At 43.4% G+C, this 24,908-nt stretch carries 28 protein-coding genes and 1 riboswitch; of the genes, 5 read left to right on the top strand and 23 right to left on the bottom strand.

The genetic code is table 11. The features are described from left to right. Positions 1–45: 45 nt before the first annotated feature. The 4 genes from CSV80_RS14020 to CSV80_RS14005 form a co-directional block, all read right to left on the bottom strand. Positions 46–399: a rhodanese-like domain-containing protein gene (locus tag CSV80_RS14020; protein WP_099671243.1), complete on the bottom strand. Its 354-nt coding sequence runs from the start codon at positions 397–399 to the stop codon at positions 46–48. Between the two features lie 164 nt (positions 400–563). Beyond that, positions 564–800: a glutaredoxin family protein gene (locus tag CSV80_RS14015; protein ID WP_029054440.1), complete on the bottom strand. Its 237-nt coding sequence runs from the start codon at positions 798–800 to the stop codon at positions 564–566. A 487-nt stretch (positions 801–1,287) separates the two neighbouring features. Beyond that, positions 1,288–2,268 (bottom strand): NAD(P)H-dependent flavin oxidoreductase, encoded by a 981-nt coding sequence (locus CSV80_RS14010; protein ID WP_099671242.1) that lies wholly within the window; start codon positions 2,266–2,268, stop codon positions 1,288–1,290. Positions 2,269–2,436: 168 nt separating this feature from the next. After that, positions 2,437–2,910, bottom strand: a complete 474-nt coding sequence (locus CSV80_RS14005; protein WP_099671241.1) for a MarR family winged helix-turn-helix transcriptional regulator — start codon at positions 2,908–2,910, stop codon at positions 2,437–2,439. Positions 2,911–3,102: 192 nt separating this feature from the next. Between CSV80_RS14005 and CSV80_RS14000 the strand changes: the two genes are divergently transcribed. Continuing rightward, positions 3,103–3,516 (top strand): PaaI family thioesterase, encoded by a 414-nt coding sequence (locus CSV80_RS14000; protein WP_304442298.1) that lies wholly within the window; start codon positions 3,103–3,105, stop codon positions 3,514–3,516. Positions 3,517–3,609: 93 nt separating this feature from the next. Here the strand turns inward: CSV80_RS14000 and sufB are convergent, their stop codons facing one another. The 18 genes from sufB to CSV80_RS13915 all read right to left on the bottom strand — a co-directional run bounded on the left by sufB (position 3,610) and on the right by CSV80_RS13915 (position 21,282). Further along, positions 3,610–5,007 carry a Fe-S cluster assembly protein SufB gene (sufB, locus tag CSV80_RS13995; RefSeq protein ID WP_099671240.1) on the bottom strand — a complete coding sequence of 466 codons (1,398 nt, stop codon included), beginning with the start codon at positions 5,005–5,007 and terminating at the stop codon, positions 3,610–3,612. 42 nt (positions 5,008–5,049) lie between these two features. Then, positions 5,050–5,487 carry a Fe-S cluster assembly sulfur transfer protein SufU gene (sufU, locus tag CSV80_RS13990; RefSeq protein ID WP_029054445.1) on the bottom strand — a complete coding sequence of 146 codons (438 nt, stop codon included), beginning with the start codon at positions 5,485–5,487 and terminating at the stop codon, positions 5,050–5,052. Next, positions 5,477–6,706 (bottom strand): cysteine desulfurase, encoded by a 1,230-nt coding sequence (locus CSV80_RS13985; protein ID WP_099671239.1) that lies wholly within the window; start codon positions 6,704–6,706, stop codon positions 5,477–5,479. The genes sufU and CSV80_RS13985 overlap by 11 nt, the downstream gene beginning before the upstream one ends. Continuing rightward, complete coding sequence (gene sufD, locus CSV80_RS13980) at positions 6,706–8,013, bottom strand: Fe-S cluster assembly protein SufD (protein WP_099671238.1); 1,308 nt, start codon at positions 8,011–8,013, stop codon at positions 6,706–6,708. Before sufD ends, CSV80_RS13985 begins: the two co-directional genes overlap by 1 nt. Before the next feature lie 18 nt (positions 8,014–8,031). Beyond that, a complete protein-coding gene (gene sufC / locus CSV80_RS13975) occupies positions 8,032–8,811 on the bottom strand; it encodes a Fe-S cluster assembly ATPase SufC (protein ID WP_099671237.1) in 780 nt (259 codons plus the stop codon). 267 nt (positions 8,812–9,078) lie between these two features. Further along, complete coding sequence (locus tag CSV80_RS13970; protein ID WP_099671236.1) at positions 9,079–10,260, bottom strand: dicarboxylate/amino acid:cation symporter; 1,182 nt, start codon at positions 10,258–10,260, stop codon at positions 9,079–9,081. A gap of 29 nt (positions 10,261–10,289) precedes the next feature. Then, positions 10,290–10,628, bottom strand: a complete 339-nt coding sequence (locus CSV80_RS13965) for a hypothetical protein (RefSeq protein WP_199084008.1) — start codon at positions 10,626–10,628, stop codon at positions 10,290–10,292. A gap of 1 nt (position 10,629) precedes the next feature. After that, positions 10,630–10,809 (bottom strand): hypothetical protein, encoded by a 180-nt coding sequence (locus CSV80_RS17690; protein ID WP_144034642.1) that lies wholly within the window; start codon positions 10,807–10,809, stop codon positions 10,630–10,632. 72 nt (positions 10,810–10,881) lie between these two features. Continuing rightward, positions 10,882–11,739: a MetQ/NlpA family ABC transporter substrate-binding protein gene (locus CSV80_RS13960; RefSeq protein WP_099671235.1), complete on the bottom strand. Its 858-nt coding sequence runs from the start codon at positions 11,737–11,739 to the stop codon at positions 10,882–10,884. A 65-nt stretch (positions 11,740–11,804) separates the two neighbouring features. Then, positions 11,805–12,473, bottom strand: coding sequence for a methionine ABC transporter permease (locus tag CSV80_RS13955; RefSeq protein WP_099671234.1), 669 nt, complete (start codon positions 12,471–12,473; stop codon positions 11,805–11,807). After that, entirely contained in the window at positions 12,466–13,491 is a 1,026-nt protein-coding gene (locus CSV80_RS13950) for a methionine ABC transporter ATP-binding protein (protein ID WP_099671233.1), read from the bottom strand. The genes CSV80_RS13955 and CSV80_RS13950 overlap by 8 nt, the downstream gene beginning before the upstream one ends. 257 nt (positions 13,492–13,748) lie before the next feature. After that, positions 13,749–13,854: riboswitch (SAM riboswitch) on the bottom strand. Between the two features lie 49 nt (positions 13,855–13,903). Continuing rightward, positions 13,904–14,203, bottom strand: a complete 300-nt coding sequence (locus CSV80_RS13945; protein ID WP_099671232.1) for a thioredoxin family protein — start codon at positions 14,201–14,203, stop codon at positions 13,904–13,906. Next, positions 14,196–14,549, bottom strand: coding sequence for a toprim domain-containing protein (locus CSV80_RS13940; protein WP_099634533.1), 354 nt, complete (start codon positions 14,547–14,549; stop codon positions 14,196–14,198). The genes CSV80_RS13945 and CSV80_RS13940 overlap by 8 nt, the downstream gene beginning before the upstream one ends. Positions 14,550–14,611: 62 nt before the next feature. Beyond that, positions 14,612–14,992 carry a glycine cleavage system protein GcvH gene (gene gcvH / locus CSV80_RS13935; protein WP_029054457.1) on the bottom strand — a complete coding sequence of 127 codons (381 nt, stop codon included), beginning with the start codon at positions 14,990–14,992 and terminating at the stop codon, positions 14,612–14,614. A 76-nt stretch (positions 14,993–15,068) separates the two neighbouring features. Beyond that, complete coding sequence (locus CSV80_RS13930) at positions 15,069–15,428, bottom strand: arsenate reductase family protein (RefSeq protein ID WP_099671231.1); 360 nt, start codon at positions 15,426–15,428, stop codon at positions 15,069–15,071. 394 nt (positions 15,429–15,822) lie between these two features. After that, on the bottom strand, positions 15,823–17,595 hold the full coding sequence (locus tag CSV80_RS13925) for an acyl-CoA dehydrogenase family protein (RefSeq protein ID WP_369802834.1): 1,773 nt from the start codon (positions 17,593–17,595) through the stop codon (positions 15,823–15,825). Between the two features lie 60 nt (positions 17,596–17,655). Further along, positions 17,656–18,831: an acetyl-CoA C-acetyltransferase gene (locus CSV80_RS13920; RefSeq protein WP_099671230.1), complete on the bottom strand. Its 1,176-nt coding sequence runs from the start codon at positions 18,829–18,831 to the stop codon at positions 17,656–17,658. A gap of 27 nt (positions 18,832–18,858) precedes the next feature. Continuing rightward, entirely contained in the window at positions 18,859–21,282 is a 2,424-nt protein-coding gene (locus CSV80_RS13915; protein WP_483315623.1) for a 3-hydroxyacyl-CoA dehydrogenase/enoyl-CoA hydratase family protein, read from the bottom strand. Positions 21,283–21,450: 168 nt separating this feature from the next. On the opposite strand from CSV80_RS13915, the gene CSV80_RS13910 reads away from it, so the two are divergent. Together CSV80_RS13910 and CSV80_RS13905 are read left to right on the top strand one after the other, a co-directional pair. After that, positions 21,451–21,771 carry a thioredoxin family protein gene (locus CSV80_RS13910; protein WP_099671228.1) on the top strand — a complete coding sequence of 107 codons (321 nt, stop codon included), beginning with the start codon at positions 21,451–21,453 and terminating at the stop codon, positions 21,769–21,771. 264 nt (positions 21,772–22,035) lie between these two features. Next, on the top strand, positions 22,036–22,551 hold the full coding sequence (locus CSV80_RS13905; protein ID WP_099671227.1) for a C39 family peptidase: 516 nt from the start codon (positions 22,036–22,038) through the stop codon (positions 22,549–22,551). Here the strand turns inward: CSV80_RS13905 and CSV80_RS13900 are convergent. Beyond that, the gene (locus CSV80_RS13900) at positions 22,540–23,427 is read right to left on the bottom strand and encodes a 5'-3' exonuclease (protein ID WP_029054464.1); all 888 of its coding nucleotides are present in this window, start codon (positions 23,425–23,427) and stop codon (positions 22,540–22,542) included. The two genes, CSV80_RS13905 and CSV80_RS13900, sit on opposite strands and share 12 nt — an antisense overlap. Positions 23,428–23,543: 116 nt before the next feature. Between CSV80_RS13900 and CSV80_RS13895 the strand changes: the two genes are divergently transcribed. After that, a complete protein-coding gene (locus tag CSV80_RS13895; RefSeq protein ID WP_199083979.1) occupies positions 23,544–24,077 on the top strand; it encodes a hypothetical protein in 534 nt (177 codons plus the stop codon). Between the two features lie 27 nt (positions 24,078–24,104). Continuing rightward, a complete protein-coding gene (locus CSV80_RS13890; protein WP_099671226.1) occupies positions 24,105–24,737 on the top strand; it encodes a hypothetical protein in 633 nt (210 codons plus the stop codon). Positions 24,738–24,908 lie beyond the last annotated feature (171 nt).

Below are 24,908 nucleotides of genomic sequence, written 5' to 3'. Positions count from 1 at the left end.
AAAAAAACGTCTCGAGAAATGATTCCCGAAACGCTACGTCTATAATTAACCTTGCCACGCGCTCATTCCACCGCGTACATTCGTTACCTTCACGAATCCTGCTTTTTTCAACTGGCCTGCCGCATTCGAACTGCGCATGCCGCTTTGACAGATCACAATAACTTCTTGATCTTTCTTCAACGTTCCCATTTTATTCGAAAGCACATTCAATGGGATATTCTTAAATTGCTTTATATGGCGTCCTTTATATTCAGCCGGTGAACGTACATCGATCAACTGGACGTTCTGATCTTTAAGTCTATCTTTTAATTGTTCAGTCGAAATTGTTTGCACACCTTTTGCAGGCTTCAATCGCCAAACTACTAAGCCGACGAGAAGTGTTATGATGATCCATCCCATATGTGGCGCCTCCTATTAGTGAGTCCATTCTATGATGACGAGAATGATACCCATCACCGCAAATGCTATGTTGCCTATACAAAAGCGCGGAAATAATTTCTTTTCCATATCTTCTGCTGATTGGATTGTGCAGCTTCGGTTGAATAACATCTGTTTGAATTTATTCATGCGTCCAGTGCAGCGTGAATACTTGCTGGATCAAAGCCAATAATCCATTTACCATTCAACTGTGTTTGTGGAACGCCCATCTGTCCTGTTATTTCCATCAGTCGCTCTCCCTCTGCGGGATTTGTAGAAACATTGATTGTTTCATAAGGTACATGGATTTCATCTAGATAATTCGTCATCATCGTGCAATAAGGACAAGTAGATGATACATATACGGTTGCTTTTTCAGACATGTAAAAAACTCCTTTCCGTTCGTTTGTATATGTATTATATACCCCTACAGGTATAAAATCAACAAATTGATTTAGCATTAGGATGGCATTTTTCTTTCATGAAATGCATTAAAACAGAAGTCTCTAAGCGTAAGTCGGATATTCGTGCGCTCAAGTCTCATGTCGATGTCCTACATACAGAAATGTCAGATGTGAAAAAGGAATAGTAACTGACTAATATGCGCTTGTCTTCTATTGAAGTACCCAGGACATTATGTACCAGCAAACTAGTTCCTTATCGAAAACACAAACCAAAACCCTCTCCTTACTCGAACAACTCCAATCAGATGTAGAATTCACCTTTCAAAAGACCACGATGAATGATTTAAAAACCAATCGCATAGAAACATATTCCATTAGCAAACACTTTATGGGCAAATAAAAAACAAGCGTGTCTGAATAGACATACTTGTTTTTTATCGTGATTCGGTTCGTTTTTTCATCTACATTATCTGCTCGCTGTGTTGACTCTATCTCCTACCAACTTATCCTTTGCCTCATTATACTGCTGCGCTAATTGTGCGACATAATCTTTTGTAGGTTGTACTTTATCAATGATACCGATTCCTTGACCACAGCCCCAAATATCTTTCCAAGCTTTTTGACCTGTATCTCCACCGAAATTCATTTTACTTGGATCACTTTCCGGCAAGTTATCCGGATCTAAACCCGAAGCTCGGATGGACGTAGCTAAATAATTCCCGTGTATTCCTGTGAAATAATTACTGTACACAATATCATCCGAAGTTGCGTCTAAGATTGCCTGTTTATATTCTTCAACTGCTCTCGCTTCTTCAGTGGCAATGAATGGCGACCCGATGTACGCAAAGTCTGCACCCATTGCTTCAGCTGCCAACACGCTTCCGCCTGTTGCTATAGAACCTCCAAGTGCTAGTGGTCCATCAAACCATTCACGAATTTCTTGAATGAGCGCAAATGGACTTTTCGGGCCCGCGTGCCCTCCTGCTCCTGCCGCTATCGCGATTAAACCATCTGCCCCTTTTTCAATAGCTTTCTTGGCGAACGTATTATTGATGACATCATGCAAAACGATTCCACCATAACTATGCGCAGCCTCATATACGTCTTCTCTCGCACCTAGAGATGTAATAATGATGGGAACTTTATACTTCACACACAGCGCCATATCTTCTTGCAATCTTTCATTGGACCGATGAACGATTTGGTTGATCGCAAATGGTGCAGCTGGTTTAGCAGGATTTTTCGCATTATAGTCTGCTAACGCTTCTGTAATCTCGATCAACCACTCTTCAAATTGTGCAATCGGTCTTGCGTTTAGAGATGGCATAGAACCGATTACTCCTGCTTTACACTGCTCAATCACTGTCTTAGGATTACTAATAATGAACATCGGGGAGGCAATCACTGGAAGACTCATACTCTTTTTTAATTCTACTACATTCATCATACACACTCTCCTTTTATCGTAAGCGCTTTCAAAATGTGTTCAGTGTATTTCTGTGAAGAACGTACAGACTCTACTCTTCAAAACTACCAAATCACCAACACATGTATATACATGTATTTTACTTGATTTTTTTGAGTTGTCAATCAATTTATGAATGAAGATTCATTTTTATGTCGATGAACGTTTAACTTCGTCTATCACTCTCTGTAATGCGCCCAATTTATCCAGTAAATCCATATACTCTGCTTTACCGATAGATCCTTCAATTTGTTCCTGTACTTGTATCCAAATAGGCGTAGCATCATTTAATTTTTCGTAGCCTAATTTTGTTATCGTGACCACTTTTGTTCTCGTATCCTGTTCTGCTCTATTGATTTGTACATATCCGGCTTCGTTTAATATATTCAAATTACGCGTAACGGTCGTTTGATCCAGCAACATCATCTCGCCTAATTTACTAATCGAAATATCGGGCGATGTATAAATATTGCCGAGCATATAATATTGGGTGATCTTCAATCCAGTAGGTTTCAACAGATGATTGTATAACTGCGTAAGTGAACCTGATACCGTACGAAGATTAGCACTGGCACACACGTCAATAATATAATTGGCTTGCTCCTGATCTAAATCTTTTTTCATGATGTCCACCCTTCCATTGAAATGAAAATAGCTAATTTTTTAACGATCCTTGACAGTTTATCCTATTCTATACTAGTGTACATGTACGCGTATTAATTTTAAAGTTGGATTTCTAGATGTACTTAGAAGTATGCTTCAAATATATGTATATACATGTAGTAGAAGTATATCATGGAAATGGAGGTTGAAAAGATGATGAAAGAACTTAATTTATTGGACAGTATTGACTTGGAACAGACACTGATCGGTGCATTGGGAATTACCTTTATAGAATTGGATCCTGACAAAGTTGTCTGTGAAATGCCAGTAGGACCAAAAACAGTTCAACCTATGGGATTACTGCATGGAGGTGCTTCCGTAGCACTTGCTGAAACAGCTGCCAGCATTGCGGCTGCTCTAAACCTAAATCCCAAGACGCACTATCCAGTAGGACTGGAAATCAATGCGAATCATATACGAGGTAAAAAAGATGGCGTTGTTACCGCTACCGCTGTTCCTTTCCACAAAGGACGCACATCGATGGTTTGGGATATCCAGATCACAGATGAAGAAGGGAAATTAATCAGTATTTCTAGATGCACGATTGCTGTTGTGGAGAAAAGATAAGGTACACCACAAAACATGTAAACCGCAATAGACTATTTATACACAAGAAAAAACCCTGCCGCATCATGTAGATACGAACAGGGTTTTGTTGTTTTATCCGATTGAACCTTCCATCTCGAACTTGATCAAACGGTTCATCTCTACCGCATATTCCATCGGTAGTTCTTTTGTGAATGGCTCGATGAAGCCCATAACGATCATTTCTGTCGCTTCCAATTCAGGAATACCGCGGCTCATCAAATAGAAGAGCTGCTCCTCGGAAACTTTTGATACTTTTGCTTCGTGTTCCAATGAAATATTGTTATTCAAGATTTCATTGTACGGAATTGTATCAGAAGTAGATAACTTATCCATGATCAACGTGTCACACTCAATGTTGGCACGAGCTCCGTCCGCGTTACGTCCGAAGTGAACAACTCCGCGATACGTTACTTTTCCGCCGTGTTGAGAGATTGATTTTGAAACAATAGTAGAAGACGTGTTAGGTGCCAAGTGCATCATTTTCGCTCCGGCATCCTGGTGCTGTCCTTTACCTGCTAATGCGATGGATAGAGTCAGACCACGTGAGCCTTCGCCTTTTAGAAGAACTGCAGGGTACTTCATCGTCAATTTCGAACCAATGTTGCCATCAATCCATTCCATTGTCGCATTTTCTTCACATACTGCACGCTTCGTTACCAAGTTGTAGACGTTGTTCGCCCAGTTTTGGATCGTCGTGTAACGGCAATATGCATCTTTTTTAATGATAATTTCAACAACCGCACTGTGTAGTGAGTTTGTTGTGTAAACAGGTGCTGTACAACCTTCTACGTAGTGAACGCTTGCGCCTTCGTCTACGATGATTAACGTACGCTCAAACTGTCCCATATTTTCTGAGTTAATACGGAAATATGCTTGTAGCGGTGTTTCTACTGTTACACCAGGTGGTACATAGATAAATGATCCACCAGACCATACAGCAGAGTTTAATGCTGAGAACTTATTGTCTGAGTTCGGAATGACCGTACCCCAATATTTTTTGAACAATTCTTCGTTTTCACGAAGTGCAGAATCTGTGTCTTTAAAGACAATACCTAGATCTGTTAGTTCTTCTTTCATATTGTGGTAAACCACTTCAGATTCATACTGTGCAGATACACCCGCCAAGTATTTTTGTTCTGCTTCAGGAATACCGAGTTTATCAAACGTACGCTTGATTTCTTCTGGCACTTCATCCCATGAAGTTTCCGTTGCTTCAGAAGGTTTAACGTAGTACGTGATTTCATCAAAGTTCAATGAATTCAAGTCGCCACCCCACTGCGGCATAGGCTTACTGTAGAAAATCTCCAAGGATTTCAAACGATAATCCAACATCCACTGTGGTTCTTCCTTCATACTAGAAATTTCTTCAACAATTTCACGTGTTAATCCACGTTCTGAACGGAACACGGAAACGTCTTTATCATGGAAACCATATTTGTAATCGCCGATTTCCGGCATTTGTTTTGCCATTATTATTCCTCCGTTCCATACTTGCTCGTACTATGGCCAAGGTCATTGCGACTCGCCAGAGACTCCCTTTTCCATCGCCTTCCAGCTCAATGTTGCACATTTAATTCGGGCAGGGAATTGCGCGACACCCGAAAGTGCTTCAAGGTCATCGAGCTCAATCGACTCGTCCAAATCTTTGCCTAACATCATATCTGAAAATGAATGAGCTAACTTCACTGCCTCTTCTGTTGTCATACCTTTGATCATCTGTGTCATCATGGAAGCGGATGCCATAGAAATAGAACATCCTTCTCCTTCAAAATTGACGTCTTTTACGATGTCATCTTCTACGTTCATCGTTAATCGGATGACATCACCACAAGTTGGATTGTTCATGTCGATCGTGACATTTCCATTTTCCAAGACACCTTTGTTTTTCGGATGTTTATAATGCTCCATGATTACAGAACGATAAAGTTGATCTAGTTTATTAGTAGACATCGTTAAAATACTCCTTTGTTGTGCGAAGTCCTTCCACGAGGCGATCTACGTCATCAGTGGTGTTGTAAAGATAGAAGCTAGCACGCGCTGTTGAAGAAACTTGTAGCCATTTCATCAATGGTTGTGCACAATGGTGACCGGCACGAACAGCTATACCATTCATATCAAGTACAGTTGCAACATCGTGAGGATGGACGTCATCCAAGTTAAATGTGACCAACCCTGCGCGCTTGTCGGGATCTCTTGGACCATAAATGGTCAAGCCGTCGATTTCAGACATTTTATCCATAGCATAACCAGCTAGTTCGTGTTCATGCTGTTCGATTGCGTCCAAACCGATTTCTTCCAAGAAGTCGATGGCTGCACCGAGTCCAATAGCTCCTGCAATAATAGGTGTGCCGCCTTCAAATTTCCAAGGCAACTCTTTCCATGTGGATTCATATAGTCCGACAAAATCAATCATCTCGCCGCCGAATTCAATGGGTTCCATATTATTGAGTAAATCCTTTTTACCGTAGAGGACTCCGATACCGGTAGGTCCACACATTTTGTGTCCGGAAAATGCAAGGAAGTCGCAATCTATATTCTGTACATCAATTTTCAAATGTGGAGCTGCTTGTGCAGCATCTACACACATTACTGCCCCATGTTGATGGGCAATTTTTGTGATTTCTTCAATCGGATTCATCGTGCCGAGAACGTTGGAAACATACATGATGGAAACGATTTTCGTTTTGTCTGTAATGGTTTCCCGTACTTTATCAAGTGATAACGTACCGTCTTCTTCTAAATCGATATACTTTAACACTGCGCCAGTTTCTTTAGCGAGCTGCTGCCACGGAATAATATTGGAGTGGTGCTCCATATGAGTAATGACGATCTCGTCACCTTCCGAGACATTGGCACGGCCATAACTTTGCGCAACGGTGTTAATAGCTGTTGTTGTACCACGCATGAAGATCACTTCTTGCGTGGATTTGGCATTAATGAATTTACGAACTTTCTCACGAGCACCTTCATAACCATCAGTCGCACGATTTCCAAGCGTATGCACACCACGGTGAACGTTGGAGTTATCAAAGCGATAATAGCGATCTAGTGCCTCAATTACTTGAACAGGCTTTTGTGAAGTGGCAGCGCTATCCAAGTAAACTAGAGGATGTCCATTGATTTCTTGGTCTAATATAGGGAAATGATTGCGGATGTCTTTGCTGAGCATTAGCGCACTTTCCTTTCAATAACCTCCGTCAATTGTTTTCTAACTCCTGCGATTGGCAATTTGCTAACAACTGGAGCTAAGAAACCATGAATGATGAGGCGTTCTGCTTCTTCTTGTGAAATACCACGGCTCATTAGATAGAACATTTGAAGTGGATCTACACGTCCTACTGAAGCTGCGTGACCTGCTGTTACATCATTTTCATCGATAAGCAAAATCGGGTTCGCGTCTCCACGTCCTCTTTCGCCTAGCATGAGAATACGGGACTCTTGCACTGCGTTTGAACGAGTTGCACCTTTAGCAATACGTCCAATTCCGTTAAAGATAGCAGTAGAGTTTTCTTTCATTACACCGTGCTTCAAGATGAAACCGTCTGTATCAAGTCCCCAGTGCACGATTTCAGAAGTAAAGTTTTGTTTCTGGCTACCGCGTCCAACCACTACGGATTTCATATCACTAGATGAGCCGTCTCCGACTAAATGCGTGATGTTTTCAGAAATCGTATTGCTGTCGTTCATTAGACCAAGCGCCCACTCAATGCGTGCGTGAGGTCCAGTAACACCGCGACGGTTGACATAAGTTGTCATACCTTCTGCTAATACGTCGACTGATCCGTAGACAATTTTCGCATTCGCCATAGCAAATACTTCAGATACAATGTTCGCTTGAGTTTCTGCATGCTCTACTGTCGAAAGATAGCTTTCAACGTATGTTACTTGACTGTTTTCTTCTGCGACAAGTACTACGTGGTTAAATAATGATGCTTCTTCGTTAGAATGAATGAAAAGTACTTGTAGTGGATCTTCGATTACTACGTTTTTAGGTACGTAGACAAATACTCCACCGTTGATCAGGGCAGCGTGAAGAGCTGTTAATTTATGCTCATCCACTTTGACACCGTCAGTCATCAAGTATTTCTGCAGCAATTCACTGTGCTCGCGTGATGCCGTAAAGATATCCGTCATAATAACGCCTTGTGACTTCAAATCTTCCGACAACGAAAGGTATGCAGGTGTGTTATTGTGCTGCACGTAAATATTTTGTTGTTGTTCGTCATCGATCAATGCTTTCGCTTCAGTCGGTAATTCTTCCAACCCAGCGAAGATCGAGCTTTCAACTGTATGTGAAGGGAATTCCGTGAAATTCCACTTTGTAATTTTAGTTTTATCTGGTTTTGGCATTTCGAGCACTTCAGCTTTCGCTAGAGCATTCGAACGAAAATCTGCCATCCAAGCAGCTTCCTCCACTTTTGCGGAATAAGAGCGGACGTCTTGTTCGGTCAATGCCAATGTTGTTTCAACCGTCATTTTGAGTCGTCCCCTTTCTTATGCTTCTTGTCCAACAGTTTCGTCTTCAATACCTAGTTCTTCTTTAATCCAGTCGTATCCTTCAACTTCAAGTTTCTTAGCTAATTCAGAACCACCCGTTTTAACGATCTTACCTTGCATGATGATATGCACTTTATCTGGCTCGATGTAATCCAACAAGCGCTGGTAGTGAGTGATAATTAAGCAACCGAAGCCTTCGCCGCGCATTTGGTTGATTCCGTTAGAAACAATTTTCAATGCGTCGATATCTAGACCCGAGTCAATCTCGTCAAGTACTGCAAATTTTGGCTTCAACATCATTAACTGGAGAATTTCATTACGCTTTTTCTCTCCACCTGAGAAACCTTCGTTCAAATAACGAGTTGCCATATCTTCTTCCATTTCAAGAACTTCCATCTTGTTATCCATTTCACGAATGAATTTCATCAAAGAAATTTCATCGCCTTCTTCACGACGTGCGTTTACTCCAGAACGTAGGAAATCCGCATTCGTTACGCCAGTAATTTCACTTGGATATTGCATCGCTAGGAATAGACCAGCTCTCGCACGCTCATCTACTTCCATTGCTAATACGTCTTCTCCATCGAGTAAGATCGATCCAGAAGTTACTTCATATTTCGGGTGACCCATGATTGCTGCTGCAAGCGTAGATTTCCCCGTACCATTGGGACCCATAATTGCATGGATCTCATTTGTATTTATTGTTAAGGTAACACCCTTTAAGATTTCTTTGTCCTCAATTCGGACATGAAGATCTTTAATTTCCAAAATTGCCATTCCAATACCTCCAGTATAATCGCGTTGAATGGTTATGATCCATTCTCTATTTAGTATCATTCTAATCTTAACCCATATTCGAGTTGGTTGCAAATCTTTAAGAATCATTACACATATTGGCTAATTCCATTGCTACTACAAGGCTAGGTATATTTTTCAAGATATTTGTTTTTCATTTGACAACTAGCGAGTGAGAATCAACCAGAGCTTAGTACATAAGAATTAGACAGCAAAAAAGCCGGTCAAGTAACCGACTTTACTACTACTCTATATTTTTTTAGTGAAACGGTCGACGATCATCGCAAGCGCACCGTCACCCGTTACGTTCGTTGCTGTTCCGAAACTATCTTGTGCTAAATAGAGCGCAATCATCAATGCTACCATGCCGTCAGTGAATCCTAGCATAGTCGTAAGGAGTCCCGTTGCCGCGACAACTGCCCCACCCGGTACACCAGGAGCCGCAATCATCGTGACACCTAGCATGAAGATGAATTGCAGGTATGCAGCAAAACTAACATCTAAACCGTTCATCAGCATAACTCCGATTGAACAAGAGACGATGGTAATCGTACTGCCTGACAAGTGGATCGTTGCAAATAACGGCACCGCAAAGTTCGTTACGCGTTCTGAAGCACCCGTCTTTTTCGCCTGACGAAGCGTAACCGGAATCGATGCCGCTGAAGACTGCGTTCCGATTGCTGTCAAATACGCAGGTAACATTGTTTTCATTAGCACGAAAGGATTACGTTTGTTCAATGAACCTGCCACAGTGTACTGGAATGTCAGCATAATCAAGTGAAGAATAATGATCATGACGAAAACAAATACAAAGACAGAAAGTACATTCGCCACTTCGCCTGTATACGTCATATTCAGGAAGATCCCGAAAATATGAAATGGTAATAACGGAATAATTACAACAGAAATAACTTTATCGATAATTAAATTAAACTCATCGAAGAACGACATCATCGTCTTCCCTTTAATCGCTGCCATCCCGATTCCAAGTAGAAATGCCATTAGCAACGCGGTCATGATTCCCATCATCGGATCCATTTCCATTTCGAAGAACGCCACTCCCGCTTCACGCGCACCTTCTGCAATATCCGCCTTCGTCGTTGGATGAATGAAGTTCGGTAAAATATTTGTTGCTGCAAAATACGCAAGCAATCCTGCAATAACCGTAGAGCCATACGCAAAAGCAGCAGACATTCCAAGTAATTTCCCTGAACCTGCCCCAAGCTTTGCAATACTCGGTGCGATAAATGCGATGATGATCAGCGGAACAATAAAGTTCAAGAATCCACCGAACAACATATTAAAAGTGGCCGCTAAACGAACGAACCAGAGTGCGAACCCTTCGTGGATCATCGGCAATAGTAAGCCAAGCCCGATCGCTAACCCAATGGCGATCAAAATTCGCCAAATGAGTCCTAATTTAAACTTCACAATACGTCCTCCTCAAATACACATATGTATTACTCAAACAAAACTAACTTTATCACAAGTCGAAAGAATAAAGAAGATTTTGTTTGGATTTTCTTAATATTTTTCTTGTGTGTTGGGGGGTGGGGTGGATTGTCTGGGGGATGGAGAGGATAGCTTTGCGTGTTGAGCGGTTTGCGTATGGTGTTGAGTGGATAGCGCAGCGGATTGAGCGGTTCACGCGGGGTGTTGAGCGGATAGCGCAGCGGATTGAGCGGTTCACGCGGGGTGTTGAGCGGATAGCGCAGCGGATTGAGCGGTTCACGCGCGGGGTTGAGCGGATAGCGCAGCGGATTGAGCGGTTCACGCGGGGTGTTGAGCGGATAGCGCAAATCATTGGGCGAGCCGCGCACTGCATAGGAGCGGACGCCCCAACACTTTGAGCGCTCCAAACAGCGTGTTGAGCGGATAGCTCAGCGTATTGAGCGGATTGCACAGCACATTGAGCACTCCGCCCACCCCATAGAGCGGATTGCCCACAACATTGAGCGGATAACTCCAAACATTGAGCAACCAAACCACTCCACCCACCATTCATCCAAATAAAAAAGCCGGCAGCTACATTAGCTACCGACCCTCACCTTATTATTGTACGGGAACGACTGATCCAGACCATTCATTCAAGATGAATTCTTGAATTTGCTCTGAACTCAATACTTCTACCAATGCTTTGGTTGCATCGCTGTCTTCGTTACCGCCCTTTACAGCAATTACGTTAACATATGGAGACTCTTTATCTTCCAATGCGATTGAATCTTCCATTGGGTTCAACCCTGCATCGATAGCGAAGTTGGAGTTAATTAATAATGCGTCGCCTTCATCGTTATTATACAACTGTGGCATTAACGCTGCTTCGTAGTTCGCATCAAACTCCAAGTTCTTTGGATTTTCTACGATATCGCCTACTTCAGCTTTCACTTTTTCCACGTCATCCGCCAGCTTGATCAATCCTTTTTCTTCAAGCATAGCAAGTACACGACCGTGATCTGCAACAGAGTTACTGATTAAGATCGTCGCGCCGTCGGGTAATTCTTCCAATGAGTCATATTTCTTAGAGTACACACCGATTGGCTCGATGTGGATGGCGCCTGCATTGACGAAGTCATAACCGAAATCGGCAATTTGGCTCTCTAGATAAGGAATGTGTTGGAAATAGTTCGCATCCAGTGTACCTTCGTCCAAATCTTTGTTTGGTAGTACATAATCTGTGTAACTCTCGATTGTTAAATCATAGCCTTTTTCAGCTAATAATGGCTTAGCTTCTTCCAAAATCACAGCGTGTGGTGTGTTAGATGCACCGACTACTAACGATGTCTTCTCGCCTTTTTCTGCTCCATCTACATCAGGTGCTGCATTATCTTTAGTACCTTCGTCTTTCGATCCGCAAGCTGCCAGTGCAAGCACTAGTACTGCTGCGAATAGACCGAATAAAAACTTCTTCATATCCACATTTCTCCCTCTCCATTATGGAATATTTCTATGGTTAACAGGTCTCCCTGAAAATCCTATTATCGCTTGTCCAAACGTTTTGCAATGAAATCACCAATGAATTGAATGATAAACACGATAATCAATACCAAAATCGTTGCCATTATGGTTACATCTTCGCGACTGCGTTGGAACCCTTCCAAATACGCTAGCGTACCTAGACCACCTGCACCGATCACTCCTGCCATTGCCGTATATCCGACAAGCGCAATCGAGGTTACCGTAATTCCAGAGACTAGTGCCGGCATGGATTCAGGTAACAATACTTTAAAAATGATCGTTGACGTTTTAGCCCCCATTGAGCGCGCTGCTTCGATAACCCCTTTATCGATTTCCTGCAATGCAATCAACACCATACGGCCATAAAATGGGGCGGCGCCGATAATTAATGCGGGCAATGCGGCATTCGGTCCACGCATACTGTCGAATAATAACTTCGTAAAAGGAATCAATAAAATAATCAAAATGATAAATGGAATCGATCGGAATATATTCACGAATGCTCCTGTAATGACATTGGTGATTTTATTCGCCCATAACTGACCAGGACTTGTTAAAAACAACAACAGACCAAGTGCGATACCGAAGACAAATGTAAAGAACGTTGAGTAGGCAGACATATAAAGCGTCTCGCCCGTTGCTTGCCACATTTTATCCCAATCAACATTCGGGAACCATTGCTCAATCATGTACCAGCACCTCCGTCTTTACTTCATTAGCATCCAAGAAGTTGAGGGCTTCATCAATTACCGCCGTGTCCCCTACCAATTGAAGTACCAGTGTGCCATATGCACCGTCACGCGTAGTCGAAATATTTCCTTGCACGATGTTGACATCAATCGGGAATTTACGAATCAACTCAGCAAGCACCGGCTGCTCCGTACGCTCTCCGATGAAAGCCAATTTCACTAGCTTTCCCTGCGGTACTTCTTCTTGCAGATGGGCCATCGCGGCATCCGTATCGCCTGTATCGGTCACCTGCGAAATGAAACGCTTCGTAATATCCGCTTGAGGGGATTGGAAGACATCCAGTACATTGCCCGCTTCCACGACTTGTCCGGCTTCCATGACCGCCACGCGATGACAGATTTTTCGGATTACGTGCATTTCATGCGTAATCAAAACGATTGTTAATCCAAGACGTTCATTAATATCCGTCAATAAATCCAGAATCGCATTCGTCGTCTCGGGATCGAGTGCGGAAGTTGCTTCATCACAAAGTAATACTTCGGGATCATTTGCAAGCGCACGCGCAATGCCAACACGTTGCTTCTGACCACCTGATAACTGTGATGGATACGCCTGCTCACGGCCTGTCAGTCCAACGAGATCAATCAATTCTTTCACTTTTTGCTTACGTGCCGATTTCTTCACGCCAGCAATTTCAAGAGGAAACATAATATTCTCTTCTACTGTTCTTGACCACAGTAAGTTAAAGTGCTGGAAAATCATACTGATTTTCTGACGCGCATTGCGAAGGCCAGCACCTTTCAATGTCGTCATTTCTTGTCCGTGAATCATAATACTACCGGACGTAGGTGTTTCAAGACCGTTCAATAGTCGAATTAATGTACTTTTCCCTGCCCCACTATATCCGATGACGCCGAAAATTTCTCCCTCTTCGATGGCTAATGTCACATCATCTACTGCGACAATTTCTGAACGGTTCAATTGGAATCTTTTATGAACGTTTGTTAGTTGAATCATTTTCCGCACCACCTTTATTAAGTCTTTTCATTATGTGTTTTAGAAAGCTACACGGCGCTCTCCGCTTTTGTTTCATCCAGCTGCAGATGCCAGCTCCTCGGGTCGTTTCAGACTTTCCAAAAAGGCAAAGTGCGCCTTTGTGGGAAGTCTTCCAACGCCTGTCGAGCCTACACGGCGCTTTCCGCTTTAGAATAAAAAAAGCCTTCCTGCAGACAAGCAGAAAGGCCGAACGTATGTAGTTATGTACGTTACCATTTCTCTCATCTATCAAAGCGTTAGGCTTTGAGTGAATTGGCACCATTTCACAAACGTGACGGTTGCCGGGCTTCATAGGGCACTTCCCTCCACCGCTCTTTATAAGAGTTACGTATTCAATTGATTAACTACTTATACCATACTTTTATATCTATTGTCAACTGAGCTTCTCTAGCAAGTACGGGACGGATTGAAAGGCGTAAATCTTTTCTAAAGGCTGTCCTTTGCGCTGAATGAGTAAACAAGGGACACTTTCCACCTCATATTCTATTGCGATTTCCTGCACGTAATTCAAGTCTGCCTTTCCAATCGGTAATTTCGGACACATTGTCTCGATCACCGTGAGCATTTTTGAAGCGACTGCACACGTTCCGCACATCGGTGTATATAAATAAAAAGCGGCTACTTGCTCTGCCGCCTGTGCGCGTTGCCAGTCTTCAATTGTCCAATTATTCATGTGGTCCACCTGCCAAGTATTTGGAATGTACTTTAAAATTGGCGGCAGCTAAAATGCTAGCCAATAGTTTAATGGGCGTCGTTTCTACTTCGCGGTAGAGACGATCGGTATATAAATGTCTCGCTTCTGGATACAGTTGTTTGAACAGCTTACGAATGGACTCACCTGACGCGTCCGCATCCATAAAGACGAACAGGTCTTGCTGCTCGTATGGTTCAAGCAGTTCCTCAATATGATACGCACTGATGGTGCCATTCGTACAAAGAATCTCTACAGGCTCTGCAAGGATTGGCACTAGCCGCTTACGATCCGAACCGCCTTCTACAATGAGAACTTTCGGGTCCATCCTGTTTCCTCCTAGCGTGTAAAAAAGCGCTGGGACGTGCCAGCGCTTTTTCTTTTAGAATATTATTCAGCTGTCATTTCTTCGTACTGCTCAGCTGTCATTAACTCATCCAATTCAGCTTTGTTATCGATTTCAACTACTACCATCCATGCACCTTCGTATGGAGATTCGTTAACCAATTCCGGGCTATCTTCAAGGTTTTCGTTCACTTCTACAACTTTACCAGTTAGTGGAGCGTACAATTCAGAAACCGTTTTCACTGATTCAACGCTTCCGAAAGGCTCATCTGATTTCAATTGATCGCCCACTTGTGGCAGTTCAACGAATACGATATCCCCTAGTTCAGACTGTGCGAAATGTGTGATTCCGATACGGTATTTACCGTCTTCTTCTTTTACCCATTCGTGCTCTTCTGAATAACGTAAATCTTTTGGTGTGCTCATGTCGTTACCTCCAAAAATATAATAGTTTATCTACCCTTAGTTTGCCATAGTTCCCGCATAAAGACAAGATTCTAGATCACTTCTTCCACGTTTCTGTGAACGTTGTTTCATTAAATCCAACGGTCACTTTTTGGTTATCAGAAACGATTGGGCGTTTGATGAGCATTCCGTCTGAAGCGAGGAGCGCGATCTTTTCATCGTCCGTCATGGTTGGTAGTTTGTCTTTTAAGTTAAGCTCACGATATTTCTTACCGCTTGTGTTGAAAAACTTTTTCATTTCGAGTCCGGAGTTCGCGATCATGTTGCGTAGTTCGTCTTCGCTTGGAGGTTGTTCGGCGATGTTCTTGTCTTCGAATGAAATCCCTTCGTCCGTAAGCCATTTCTTCGCTTTGCGGCACGTGGTACATTTTGGATAGCCGTAGTATGTCATAGTCATAATTGTCAATCCCTCCTTTTTTTCAGTATAGCAAATTAAGGGGGGCGGTGCTAACTTAGCGGCGTTTGATTGCTGTTGTGTTTGTGCTTTTAGAGGCTGTCAATCTGTTGGGATTGGGGATTGGCGCTTCGGAGGGGACGCATTTCCTGGAGGATCAGCGAGAGCCGTAGCGAAGGACGGCTTTTGCGAGTAAAAGCGCAGCGTTAGGAGCATGTGCTTTCATAGACTGCCTTGAGTAAGCCACGCCCTCAGGAAAGCGTCCCCAGCTGGAGCTTCAATCCCCTCGCACTCTCTATCTATATTCACCACTCTAACGCATTTGTTCTTGAACTACCTCTCCAATTCTCCCAAAACAAAAACGCCCCACATAGGAGGCGTTTTGTCTAAGTTATGATTAAACAATATACTTCTCTGCTTCGATCAGCTTCTCAGCCGCTTCACGCTTCTTCGCAATCAAGTTATATGGATTATTACGAGTCAACTTACGCAACGCAGAAATCATCATGCGTTGGTTGTCACCGTCGACCGCTGCAAGCAATGTCTCTTTTGCTGCCGCTTCGATACGTCCGAACGCTTCTTGACAGAAGATTTGTGTATAGAGAAGCTTTTGGTTCTCTTTCTCTTCACCATTCTTATTGATCGCCTTCTCCGTACGAAGTAATGCAGACTCCATACCGAATAGATCATTCGCAATATCCGCGATGTTCACAAGAATTTCCTGCTCCTGATCCAATTTCGTGCCGTAACGCTGTGCTGCAAGTCCCGCAACCAAGATACCGATCTTCTTCGCGTTCTTCACAAGCGCCTTCTCTTGAGCCAATGCTTCGTCGCCCACTTCTTCTGGCATAAGCATTAACAACTCTTCCTGCAATGCTTGTGCTTGTTGAAGCAATGGCAATTCGCCTTTCATTGCTTTCTTCAAGAACGTGCCTGGAACGATCATACGGTTGATTTCATTCGTTCCTTCAAAGATACGGTTAATACGGGAGTCACGGTAGATACGCTCTACTTCGTACTCAGCCATGAAGCCGTAACCGCCGTGAATTTGAACGGCTTCGTCCGAAATATAATCCAACACTTCTGAACCTACTACTTTATTGATCGAACATTCAATTGCGTATTCAGCAATGGAAGCCGCCACTTTCGCGCCGTCTTTTTGCTCTTCAGGGCTCATCGCCGCGTTACGCTCTTCGAAGTACCCAACCGTACGATAGATCAAGCTTTCTGTTGCGTACAACTTAGAAGCCATCGTACCAAACTTTTCTTTCGTTAAGTTGAATGAAGAAATCGGTGTGTCAAACTGCTTACGCTGATTCGCGTATTTGATAGCCAATTCAAGTGCACGCTTTGATCCGCCAATCGTACCTACTCCAAGTTTGTAACGACCGATGTTTAAGATGTTGAACGCGATCACGTGTCCGCGGCCAATTTCACCTAATAAGTTTTCAACAGGTACTTGTGCGTCTTCTAGAATCAACGTACGTGTAGAAGATGATTTGATACCCATTTTCTTCTCTTCCGGTCCTACTGAAACGCCTGGATATTCTTTTTCTACGATAAATGCCGTGAATTTGTCGCCATCTACTTTTGCGTATACTACGAATACATCAGCAAATGCAGAGTTCGTGATCCACTGTTTTTCACCGTTTAGTACATAGTGTGTACCTGCAGCATTTAATTTAGCAGTGGTCTTCGCGCCTAATGCGTCTGACCCTGAGCTTGGCTCTGTCAATGCATAAGCGGAGATTTTCGCTCCACTTGCAGAGTTCGGCAAATACTTCATTTTTTGCTCATGGTTACCGAATAATACAATCGGCAATGTACCAATCCCTACGTGCGCACCGTGTGTAATCGAGAAGCCTCCTGCTACGGATAATTTTTCAGCAATCAATGCGGATGAAATTTTATCCAGTGCAAGACCTTCATACTCTTCTGGAATATCTGCCGCTAGAAGACCTAGATCTCCAGCTTTCTTCAGCAATGTGACAGAGTTTTCAAATTCATGGTTCTCCAGCTTTTCAATCAACGGTGTTACGTCATTTTTCACATACTCTTCCGTTGTTTTGGCGATCATCTTTTGCTCATCTGTGAAATCCTCTGGCGTGAATACGCGACTAGCGTCCATGTCCTCAGTTAAAAATGCTCCACCTTTTACGAAATCTGTCATAGTAGTTCCCTCCATAGCTTTAGTCATATAACTTCCCCCAATTGTTTGTCTGTTTTATTTTTATAGAACTTCGAACACTCCGGCTGCTCCCATTCCGCCACCGATACACATCGTGACGACACCGTACTTTTTGCCTTGGCGTTTCAATTCATTAATCAATTTCAAAGTCAAAATAGTTCCTGTCGCACCTAGTGGATGACCTGATGAAATAGCTCCCCCATTGACGTTCACTTTCTCCGGATCCAATCCAAGTTCGCGAATAACTGCGAGTGACTGAGAGGCAAATGCTTCATTGAGCTCGAAAAGATCGATGTCTTCAATAGATAGACCTGCAAGTTTCAACGCTTTAGGCACAGCCACAATCGGTCCAACCCCCATCACTTCCGGTGGCACGCCGCCTACTGCGAAAGAAAGGAATTTTGCCATTGGCTGTAATCCACGCTCTTCAGCTACTTCTCTATCCATTAATAAAACCATTCCTGCACCGTCGGATGTTTGTGACGCGTTACCGGCTGTTACGGAACCTTGCGCTGCGAATGCTGGACGTAATTTCCCGAGTATTTCAGACGTCGTACCAGGACGTACGCCTTCATCCATTTCGAATAAAACCGTTTTTTCTTGATACTTGCCGTCCTCATTGACAAAACGTCTCGTTACTTCAACTGGTACAATCTCATCGACAAATTTATCTTCTTTAATCGCCGCTTCGGTACGTTTATGTGATTCCACTGCGAACGCATCCTGATCTTCACGGGAGATACCGTATTTCTGCGCCACTTGCTCCGCTGTATGCCCCATTCCCATATAGTATTCCGGTGCGTCTTCCGCCAGTTTATAGTTCGGACGAATCGTATTCCCCATCATCGGAACCATGCTCATCGATTCAACACCACCCGCTAAAACTGCTTCGGAGTGACCCAGCATGATGCGTTCTGCCGCATAAGCGATCGACTGCAAACCGGATGAACAAAAGCGGTTGACCGTTACGGCAGGTGTCGTATCCGGTAACCCTGCCAATGCCCCGATGTTACGTGCGACGTTCATTCCTTGTTCCGCTTCAGGCATGGCACAACCGATGATCAAGTCATCGATCGGCCCATCATAATTCCCCGCACGTTTTAATGTTTCCTTTATAGTCAACGCCCCAAGATCATCCGGACGGACAGTTGCCAAAGAACCTTTTCCTGCTTTTCCAATCGGTGTTCGAGCACCGGCTACAATGACTGCTTCGCGCATTCTGTTTCCTCCTTTAGCTATCTTTCATCAGTTACGTAACGGCTTACCCTTGACTAGCATATGCTGCATACGCTGTTGTGATTTCGGTTCTGCCACTAAACTTAAAAATGCTTCGCGTTCTAAATCAAGTAAGTATTGCTCATCGACACGTGTACCATATGGAATCTTTCCGCCAGACAGTACGTATGCGAGTTTCTTCGCAATTTTTAAATCATGTTCGCTAATGAATCCAGAACTGAACATCCCTTCAGCTGCAAGTAATAACGTCGCATAACCTGAGTCGCCAGTTACAGGCACTTTCGCTCTCTTCGGTGCTACATAGCCCGCTTCGAATAATGACAAAGCAGCTTGCTTCGCGTCGTAGATTAGATGATCCGGATTGACACTAACGCCGTCTGCAAAGTCGAGGAAGTTGTTCTCTCTTGCTTCTTCAGCAGATGTCGACGTTTTCGCCATGGCGATCGATTCGAATACTTTATTCGCAATATGTTGATAATCAGTAGGTACACCATTTGGCAAACCTTTTAGATGCTTCTGATACAAGTTGACGTTTCCGCCACCACCTGGAATCAAGCCTACCCCTACTTCAACGAGTCCCATATACGTTTCCATAGATGCCTGAATATGTGCAGCTGGAAGACAAACTTCTGCTCCGCCACCTAGCGTCATCTGAAATGGTGCCGCAACAACCGGCTTGCCACTATATTTAATCTTCAACATCGCGTTCTGGAAAGAGCGGATGACAAAGTCGAGTTCAAAGATATTATCATCTTGTGCTTCCATTAAAATCATGCCAAGGTTCGCACCGACACAGAAGTTTTTGCCCTGATTCCCGATTACAAGTCCTTTGAAGTTCTGCTCCACTTCATCTACTGCGAAGTTGATCATCTGAATGATGTCCAAACCGATTGCATTTGACTGTGAATGGAATTCCAGTAAAGCTATGCCATCTCCAAGGTCAATCAAGCTTGCGCCAGAGTTCTTCTTGATGACACCGTGCTTTTTCTTATACTGTTTCAAGTTGATCGCTTTCTCATTTACTTGCACTGCTTGATAGTCCGAGCCATCGAAGAAGTACGTATCGCCATTCTCTTCTTTATAGAAAGTTTCATAGCCTTTATCGAGTAATGACTGAACAAGTTTAGGGATTTCCTTGCCTTCTTCTTTCAGCATGTCCACAGACTTCTTCACGCCGATTGCGTCCCATATTTCAAACGGTCCTTGTGTCCAGCCGAAGCCCCATTTCATTGCGTTATCGATTGAAACGATATCGTCTGCAATTTCACCGTGAAGTTGTGCAGCATATAGCATCGTCGGTGTTAACGTATTCCACAAAATCTCGCCTGCACGATCTTTTGCATACAGTAACGTCTTCACTTTATTACCTAGTCCTTTTTGCTGCTTTGCCATTTCTATTGAAGGCGCTTTCATTTTCTGCATAGGAACATATTCAAATGTCTTCATATCCAATTCCATAATGTCTCGGCCTTTTTTCACATAGAAGCCTTGCTTTGCTTTCGCGCCGATCCAGCCATTATCGATCATTTTAGTGACGACATCAGGTAGTTCAAATATTTTCTGCTCTTCACCCGTAGTCTGATCGTAGACGTTTTTCGCCACGTGCATATACGTATCTAGTCCCACGACATCTAATGTACGGAATGTTGCAGACGTCGGACGGCCGATTAATGTACCGGTAATCGAGTCGATTTCTCCGATTGTATAACCGCGTTCCAGCATTTCATGTAATGTCACTTGTAAACCATACGTTCCGATTCGGTTACCAATGAAGTTTGGAGTATCCTTCGCAATCACGACTCCCTTACCTAAACGATCCTCACCGAACACTGTCATGAACTCTACAACTTCAGGTGATGTCGTTTCTGTAGGAATAATCTCCAGCAATTTCAAGTATCTTGGAGGATTGAAGAAATGTGTGCCAAGGAAGTGCTTCTGGAAATCTTCCGAACGTCCTTCAGTCATCGCTTCAATACTGATCCCCGATGTATTGGATGAAATGATGGTGCCTGGCTTTCGCACATTTTCAATCTTTTCATATAAACTCTTTTTAATATCAAGGTTTTCTACGACGACTTCAATGATCCAATCTACGTCTTTCAATTGATCCAAATGGTCCTCAAAGTTTCCTGGTGTAAGTAATGATAAGCTTTTCTTCGTTGTCAGAGGAGCCGGTTTTTGTTTTTGTAATTTCTCCAATGCTGTAGCCGCAAACTTATTGCGGAACATTGGATTGTCATACGTTAATCCTTTTGCCTCGTCATCTGCACCTAATTTCGGTGGTACGATATCTAGTAAAAGTACGGGAATACCAATATTCGCTAAGTGCGCTGCTATACCAGAACCCATAACTCCAGATCCTAAAACTGCCGCTTTTCTAATTTGATAAGTCACGTGCAATCCTCCCCTTATGTTCTTTGAATGAACGCTCATTCATTTATAGAGTAAAAAAATATGCGTTGCCTATAATTGCTAGTATAAATCATTTGAAACTATTTCGCAATATTTATTTCATATTTAATCAGACTTTTTAAAATAAGCAATTTAATACCAAACATTCGTGATTCATTGTACACTACTTACTGAATGGAGGCGATAGAAATGAAGGAAATTAAAACAGCAACTGAGTTTGAAGAAATCATTGCGGGTGACCAGCCAGTACTTGTGAAATTCGAAGCAGACTGGTGCCCAGACTGTAAGCGTATGGATATGTTTATTGATCCAATCGTTGAAAAATACGATACATACACATGGTATGAAGCGGATCGCGACGTTATTCCAGAAATTGCTGAGAAATATGAAGTGATGGGAATCCCAAGTCTGTTAGTCTTCCAAAATGGTGAGAAGCATGCACATCTGCATAGTGCGTTTGCAAAGTCACCTGAACAAGTTGAGGAGTTTTTAGACGAAGTGAAGATCTAAAGATGAAATGTGAAAATGCTGAGAGCCTAAAGGTTCTCAGCATTTGCTTTATTGAGCGGTTTTTGGGATGGGTTGAGCGGTTGAACGGAAAGTATGAGCGATTGAACCGCTACATAGAGCGTATATGAGTAGCTGGATAGAGCACTCAGTAAGCTACTTTGAGCGGATAGCGGGTTTCATTGAGCGCTTAAGCAACAAGTATGAGCGTCACACAACGCGCCCCCCTACCAAACCACAATATGTTCCATAAAGGAGGAGTTCTGCATGTCCAAATACATAGAAGTACAAGGTAAATCGCAATATGATAACGACATTGAACCAAGCTACCGTCCGTCGGCTTGCGGGCCTGTTACAGCGTATGTGTTGCTGCGCCATTTCTTCCCTACCGAACAAACTCCTTCCATTAATGAGCTGTATCGAATATTAGGTAGTACGAAGATTGGTTTGCCTACTTGGCGCTTTATTCGTAGGCTCAACAAAATGCTCGGCTCGCAATGGAATGTGAAAGTTTGTAACTTACAGCAGGCTATCGAGCAAATCGATGAAGACCGCCCTGTGGCTGTGAAGTTTGATAAATGGTTCAAGTTCAAATGGCGTAGTCGTTTTTCATTCGATTATCACTGGGTCGTGATGGTTGGGTATGAGTATATAGAGAATCAACTGCATATACTCGTTCATGACCACGGTGGCAGAAATTGCGCGAGCCGTGTACGCTCCATTCCCTATGAATCGAATAAAAAGATTTTGACGTTTGTTAAGATCGAGCCGTTAAAACGGTGAAACAGGTAATCCTTGTTTAGCAATCATGGAATAGCCTTGCTCTTCCATTACTTTAGCAGTTTCTTCAGTGAACTCCGGAATGAGTAAATCTTCTAGCGGATCATCGAGTTTGATATCACAATGAATCGTTGCGAGATCCCTTGAAATCATCAGCATCTCCTCTTCCGCATTCAGCTTCTTCTGCACACCTGCCGTTAGTTTTTCTCTCGCTGCGAGCACGCCATCGACCGAGCCATACTCTTGTATTAACTTCAATGCCGTCTTCGGACCAATCCCCTTCACTCCAGGGTATCCGTCGCTCGAATCTCCTGTGAATGCTTTCATATCAATGAATTGCTTAGGAGTAATCCCATACTCTTCTATAAAACGTGCTTCCGTGTATTCATCATACTGCGTGAAGCCTTTTTTCGTTAGCGCAATCGACACATCCGGCTTCAATAGCTGAAGTAAATCTTTATCGCCCGACACCACTGTCAATTTTGCTTCGTCTTTCCACGTTTCAATTAGCGAACCAATTAGATCATCCGCTTCCATGTTTTTGATTCCATAACTCTTCCACCCTAGTGTTTCCGATACTTCACGAGCCATATCGAACTGCGGAATTAATTCCGGTGCAGGTGCTGGGCGATGCGCTTTATAGTCTGCGAATAATTCATTACGGAATGTTTTCGATCCCATATCCCAGCACACCGCTAAATGTGTCGGTTGGAAAATCGAGATGGCACTCATCGTATGTCGCGCGAATCCTTGTACGCCATTCGTCGGTACATCCAATGCATTGCGGAAAAACTGCCCACTATGTGCGGTCGCAAAAAATGAACGGAACAACAACGCCATTCCATCCACTACTAAAATATGAGGTTTATTTTCATTCATTATATTCCACTTCCTTTATCTTTAGTTTAGCACAGCTATCGCATGAAGAGACAATAAGGTCAAATAACCAACAGACTGCATATGATAAAACGAACAATAAAAGGAGGCGTAATGAGTTGAATCCACAAGATGAATTTATGAGGTACCCGCAATATTCAGATCAGTATTGGCAAGGTACCGATCCACAAGGCTTCTCCACAGCACAATCGTTTTCTCCTTGGCAACCTTGGTTTCCAGGTATGCAGGGATCTCAAGGGTTCCCAGGTATGCAGTGGTTTCCGAGTTTACCGGGCTTTCCTTCATCACCCGGCTTTCCACAGCAACCTAATTTCCCTGGACAGCAGCCAGGTCGACCTGGGAATCCAAGCGCACCAAATCAAGGCGGTCAGGCGGCTGCTCCAAATTCCCCGCCACCGAATCAAATCCCAAGCTATCCAGAATTTCAGGCGTTCGCGGTAGACCCAGGTGCCATCGCAGGTTGTTTGTATCGCTTTACGTATGTATGGACTTCACGACGTAATGGCTTTTGGTTTTATCCGACATTTGTCGGTCGACAATCCGTCGCAGGGTTTCAGTGGAATCCACGCAGATTCCGCTGGGAGTATATAGGCATTGATTTACAACGTATTGATCAGTTTCGTTGTGTGTGAAATCAGTAGAAATGAAGGAGTGATAGTTTGAGTCAGCAGGATGAAGGCATGTGGTATCCGAAGCTGCCTGACGGTTATCCAGGGCAGCAGTATGATGCACATCATCAACAGAGTCACCCGCAGCACGGTCAACAACACCAAGGATGGCCAGGTGGATATCCAGGATATCCGCCACCCAATCAACAAAATCCGCAATGGCCACCTAGTTATCCGGGGCACCAACAGGGATATCCACCGCAACATCAACCCGGTTATCCAAGTCAGCCAGGTTATCCCGGTTACCCTCAACAACCCACTTATCCAGGGCATTCGGGGTATCCCGGACATCCTGGTCAGCATGGACAACACGGTCATCACCAAGAACACCATCACCACGGGCAGCCAGGCGGTCAACCGCAGCAAAGTGCACCGACTTCTGCTCCTCCAAGCCAAATACCGAGCTATCCCGACGCTCAACTACGCGCAGTTGATCCCGGCGGCATAGCAGGATGCTTGTACCGTTATACGTATGTATGGACTTCGCGAAACAAAGGGTTCTGGTATTACCCAACATTCGTTGGCAGAACCTCTATTGCTGGGTATCGATGGGATCCACGTCATTACCGCTGGGAGTATTATGGATTGGACTTACAGAAAATCGATTCATTCAGATGTACGTGAAGTGAGATAGGATAGATGAAGACATTCTAAGAGAAACCTGATCTTTTGTCAGGTTTCTCTTGTTTTTACTACTTCACTATCTGCACAATGGCACTTTGAAAATATAGTAAAAACAAGCAAGTTTACTATATGGTAAAACGTTATACACATAACCAAAAAGCCTAGTCATAA

It is taken from the genome of Sporosarcina sp. P12(2017) (genome assembly GCF_002743035.1).
GTDB classification, from domain to species: domain Bacteria; phylum Bacillota; class Bacilli; order Bacillales_A; family Planococcaceae; genus Sporosarcina; species Sporosarcina ureae.
Note: the sequence above shows the minus strand (reverse complement) of the source record. Positions and strands in the feature narration are given on the sequence as shown.

Excerpts from the sequence above, each read along its gene's own strand:
- CSV80_RS13985 (WP_099671239.1), bottom strand. The coding sequence starts at position 6,706 with ATGCTCAGCAAAGACATCCGCAATCATTTCCCTATATTAGACCAAGAA.
- CSV80_RS13925 (WP_369802834.1), bottom strand. The coding sequence starts at position 17,595 with ATGACAGATTTCGTAAAAGGTGGAGCATTTTTAACTGAGGACATGGAC.
- CSV80_RS14015 (WP_029054440.1), bottom strand. The coding sequence starts at position 800 with ATGTCTGAAAAAGCAACCGTATATGTATCATCTACTTGTCCTTATTGC.
- sufD (WP_099671238.1), bottom strand. The coding sequence starts at position 8,013 with ATGACGGTTGAAACAACATTGGCATTGACCGAACAAGACGTCCGCTCT.
- CSV80_RS14005 (WP_099671241.1), bottom strand. The coding sequence starts at position 2,910 with ATGAAAAAAGATTTAGATCAGGAGCAAGCCAATTATATTATTGACGTG.
- CSV80_RS14000 (WP_304442298.1), top strand. The coding sequence starts at position 3,103 with ATGATGAAAGAACTTAATTTATTGGACAGTATTGACTTGGAACAGACA.
- sufC (WP_099671237.1), bottom strand. The coding sequence starts at position 8,811 with ATGGCAATTTTGGAAATTAAAGATCTTCATGTCCGAATTGAGGACAAA.
- CSV80_RS13910 (WP_099671228.1), top strand. The coding sequence starts at position 21,451 with ATGAAGGAAATTAAAACAGCAACTGAGTTTGAAGAAATCATTGCGGGT.
- CSV80_RS13905 (WP_099671227.1), top strand. The coding sequence starts at position 22,036 with ATGTCCAAATACATAGAAGTACAAGGTAAATCGCAATATGATAACGAC.
- CSV80_RS14010 (WP_099671242.1), bottom strand. The coding sequence starts at position 2,268 with ATGATGAATGTAGTAGAATTAAAAAAGAGTATGAGTCTTCCAGTGATT.
- sufU (WP_029054445.1), bottom strand. The coding sequence starts at position 5,487 with ATGTCTACTAATAAACTAGATCAACTTTATCGTTCTGTAATCATGGAG.
- CSV80_RS13950 (WP_099671233.1), bottom strand. The coding sequence starts at position 13,491 with ATGATTCAACTAACAAACGTTCATAAAAGATTCCAATTGAACCGTTCA.
- CSV80_RS13955 (WP_099671234.1), bottom strand. The coding sequence starts at position 12,473 with ATGATTGAGCAATGGTTCCCGAATGTTGATTGGGATAAAATGTGGCAA.
- sufB (WP_099671240.1), bottom strand. The coding sequence starts at position 5,007 with ATGGCAAAACAAATGCCGGAAATCGGCGATTACAAATATGGTTTCCAT.
- gcvH (WP_029054457.1), bottom strand. The coding sequence starts at position 14,992 with ATGAGCACACCAAAAGATTTACGTTATTCAGAAGAGCACGAATGGGTA.
- CSV80_RS13945 (WP_099671232.1), bottom strand. The coding sequence starts at position 14,203 with ATGAATAATTGGACAATTGAAGACTGGCAACGCGCACAGGCGGCAGAG.
- CSV80_RS13900 (WP_029054464.1), bottom strand. The coding sequence starts at position 23,427 with ATGAATGAAAATAAACCTCATATTTTAGTAGTGGATGGAATGGCGTTG.
- CSV80_RS13940 (WP_099634533.1), bottom strand. The coding sequence starts at position 14,549 with ATGGACCCGAAAGTTCTCATTGTAGAAGGCGGTTCGGATCGTAAGCGG.
- CSV80_RS13915 (WP_483315623.1), bottom strand. The coding sequence starts at position 21,282 with ATGAGCGTTCATTCAAAGAACATAAGGGGAGGATTGCACGTGACTTAT.
- CSV80_RS13930 (WP_099671231.1), bottom strand. The coding sequence starts at position 15,428 with ATGACTATGACATACTACGGCTATCCAAAATGTACCACGTGCCGCAAA.
- CSV80_RS13920 (WP_099671230.1), bottom strand. The coding sequence starts at position 18,831 with ATGCGCGAAGCAGTCATTGTAGCCGGTGCTCGAACACCGATTGGAAAA.
- CSV80_RS14020 (WP_099671243.1), bottom strand. The coding sequence starts at position 399 with ATGGGATGGATCATCATAACACTTCTCGTCGGCTTAGTAGTTTGGCGA.
- CSV80_RS13960 (WP_099671235.1), bottom strand. The coding sequence starts at position 11,739 with ATGAAGAAGTTTTTATTCGGTCTATTCGCAGCAGTACTAGTGCTTGCA.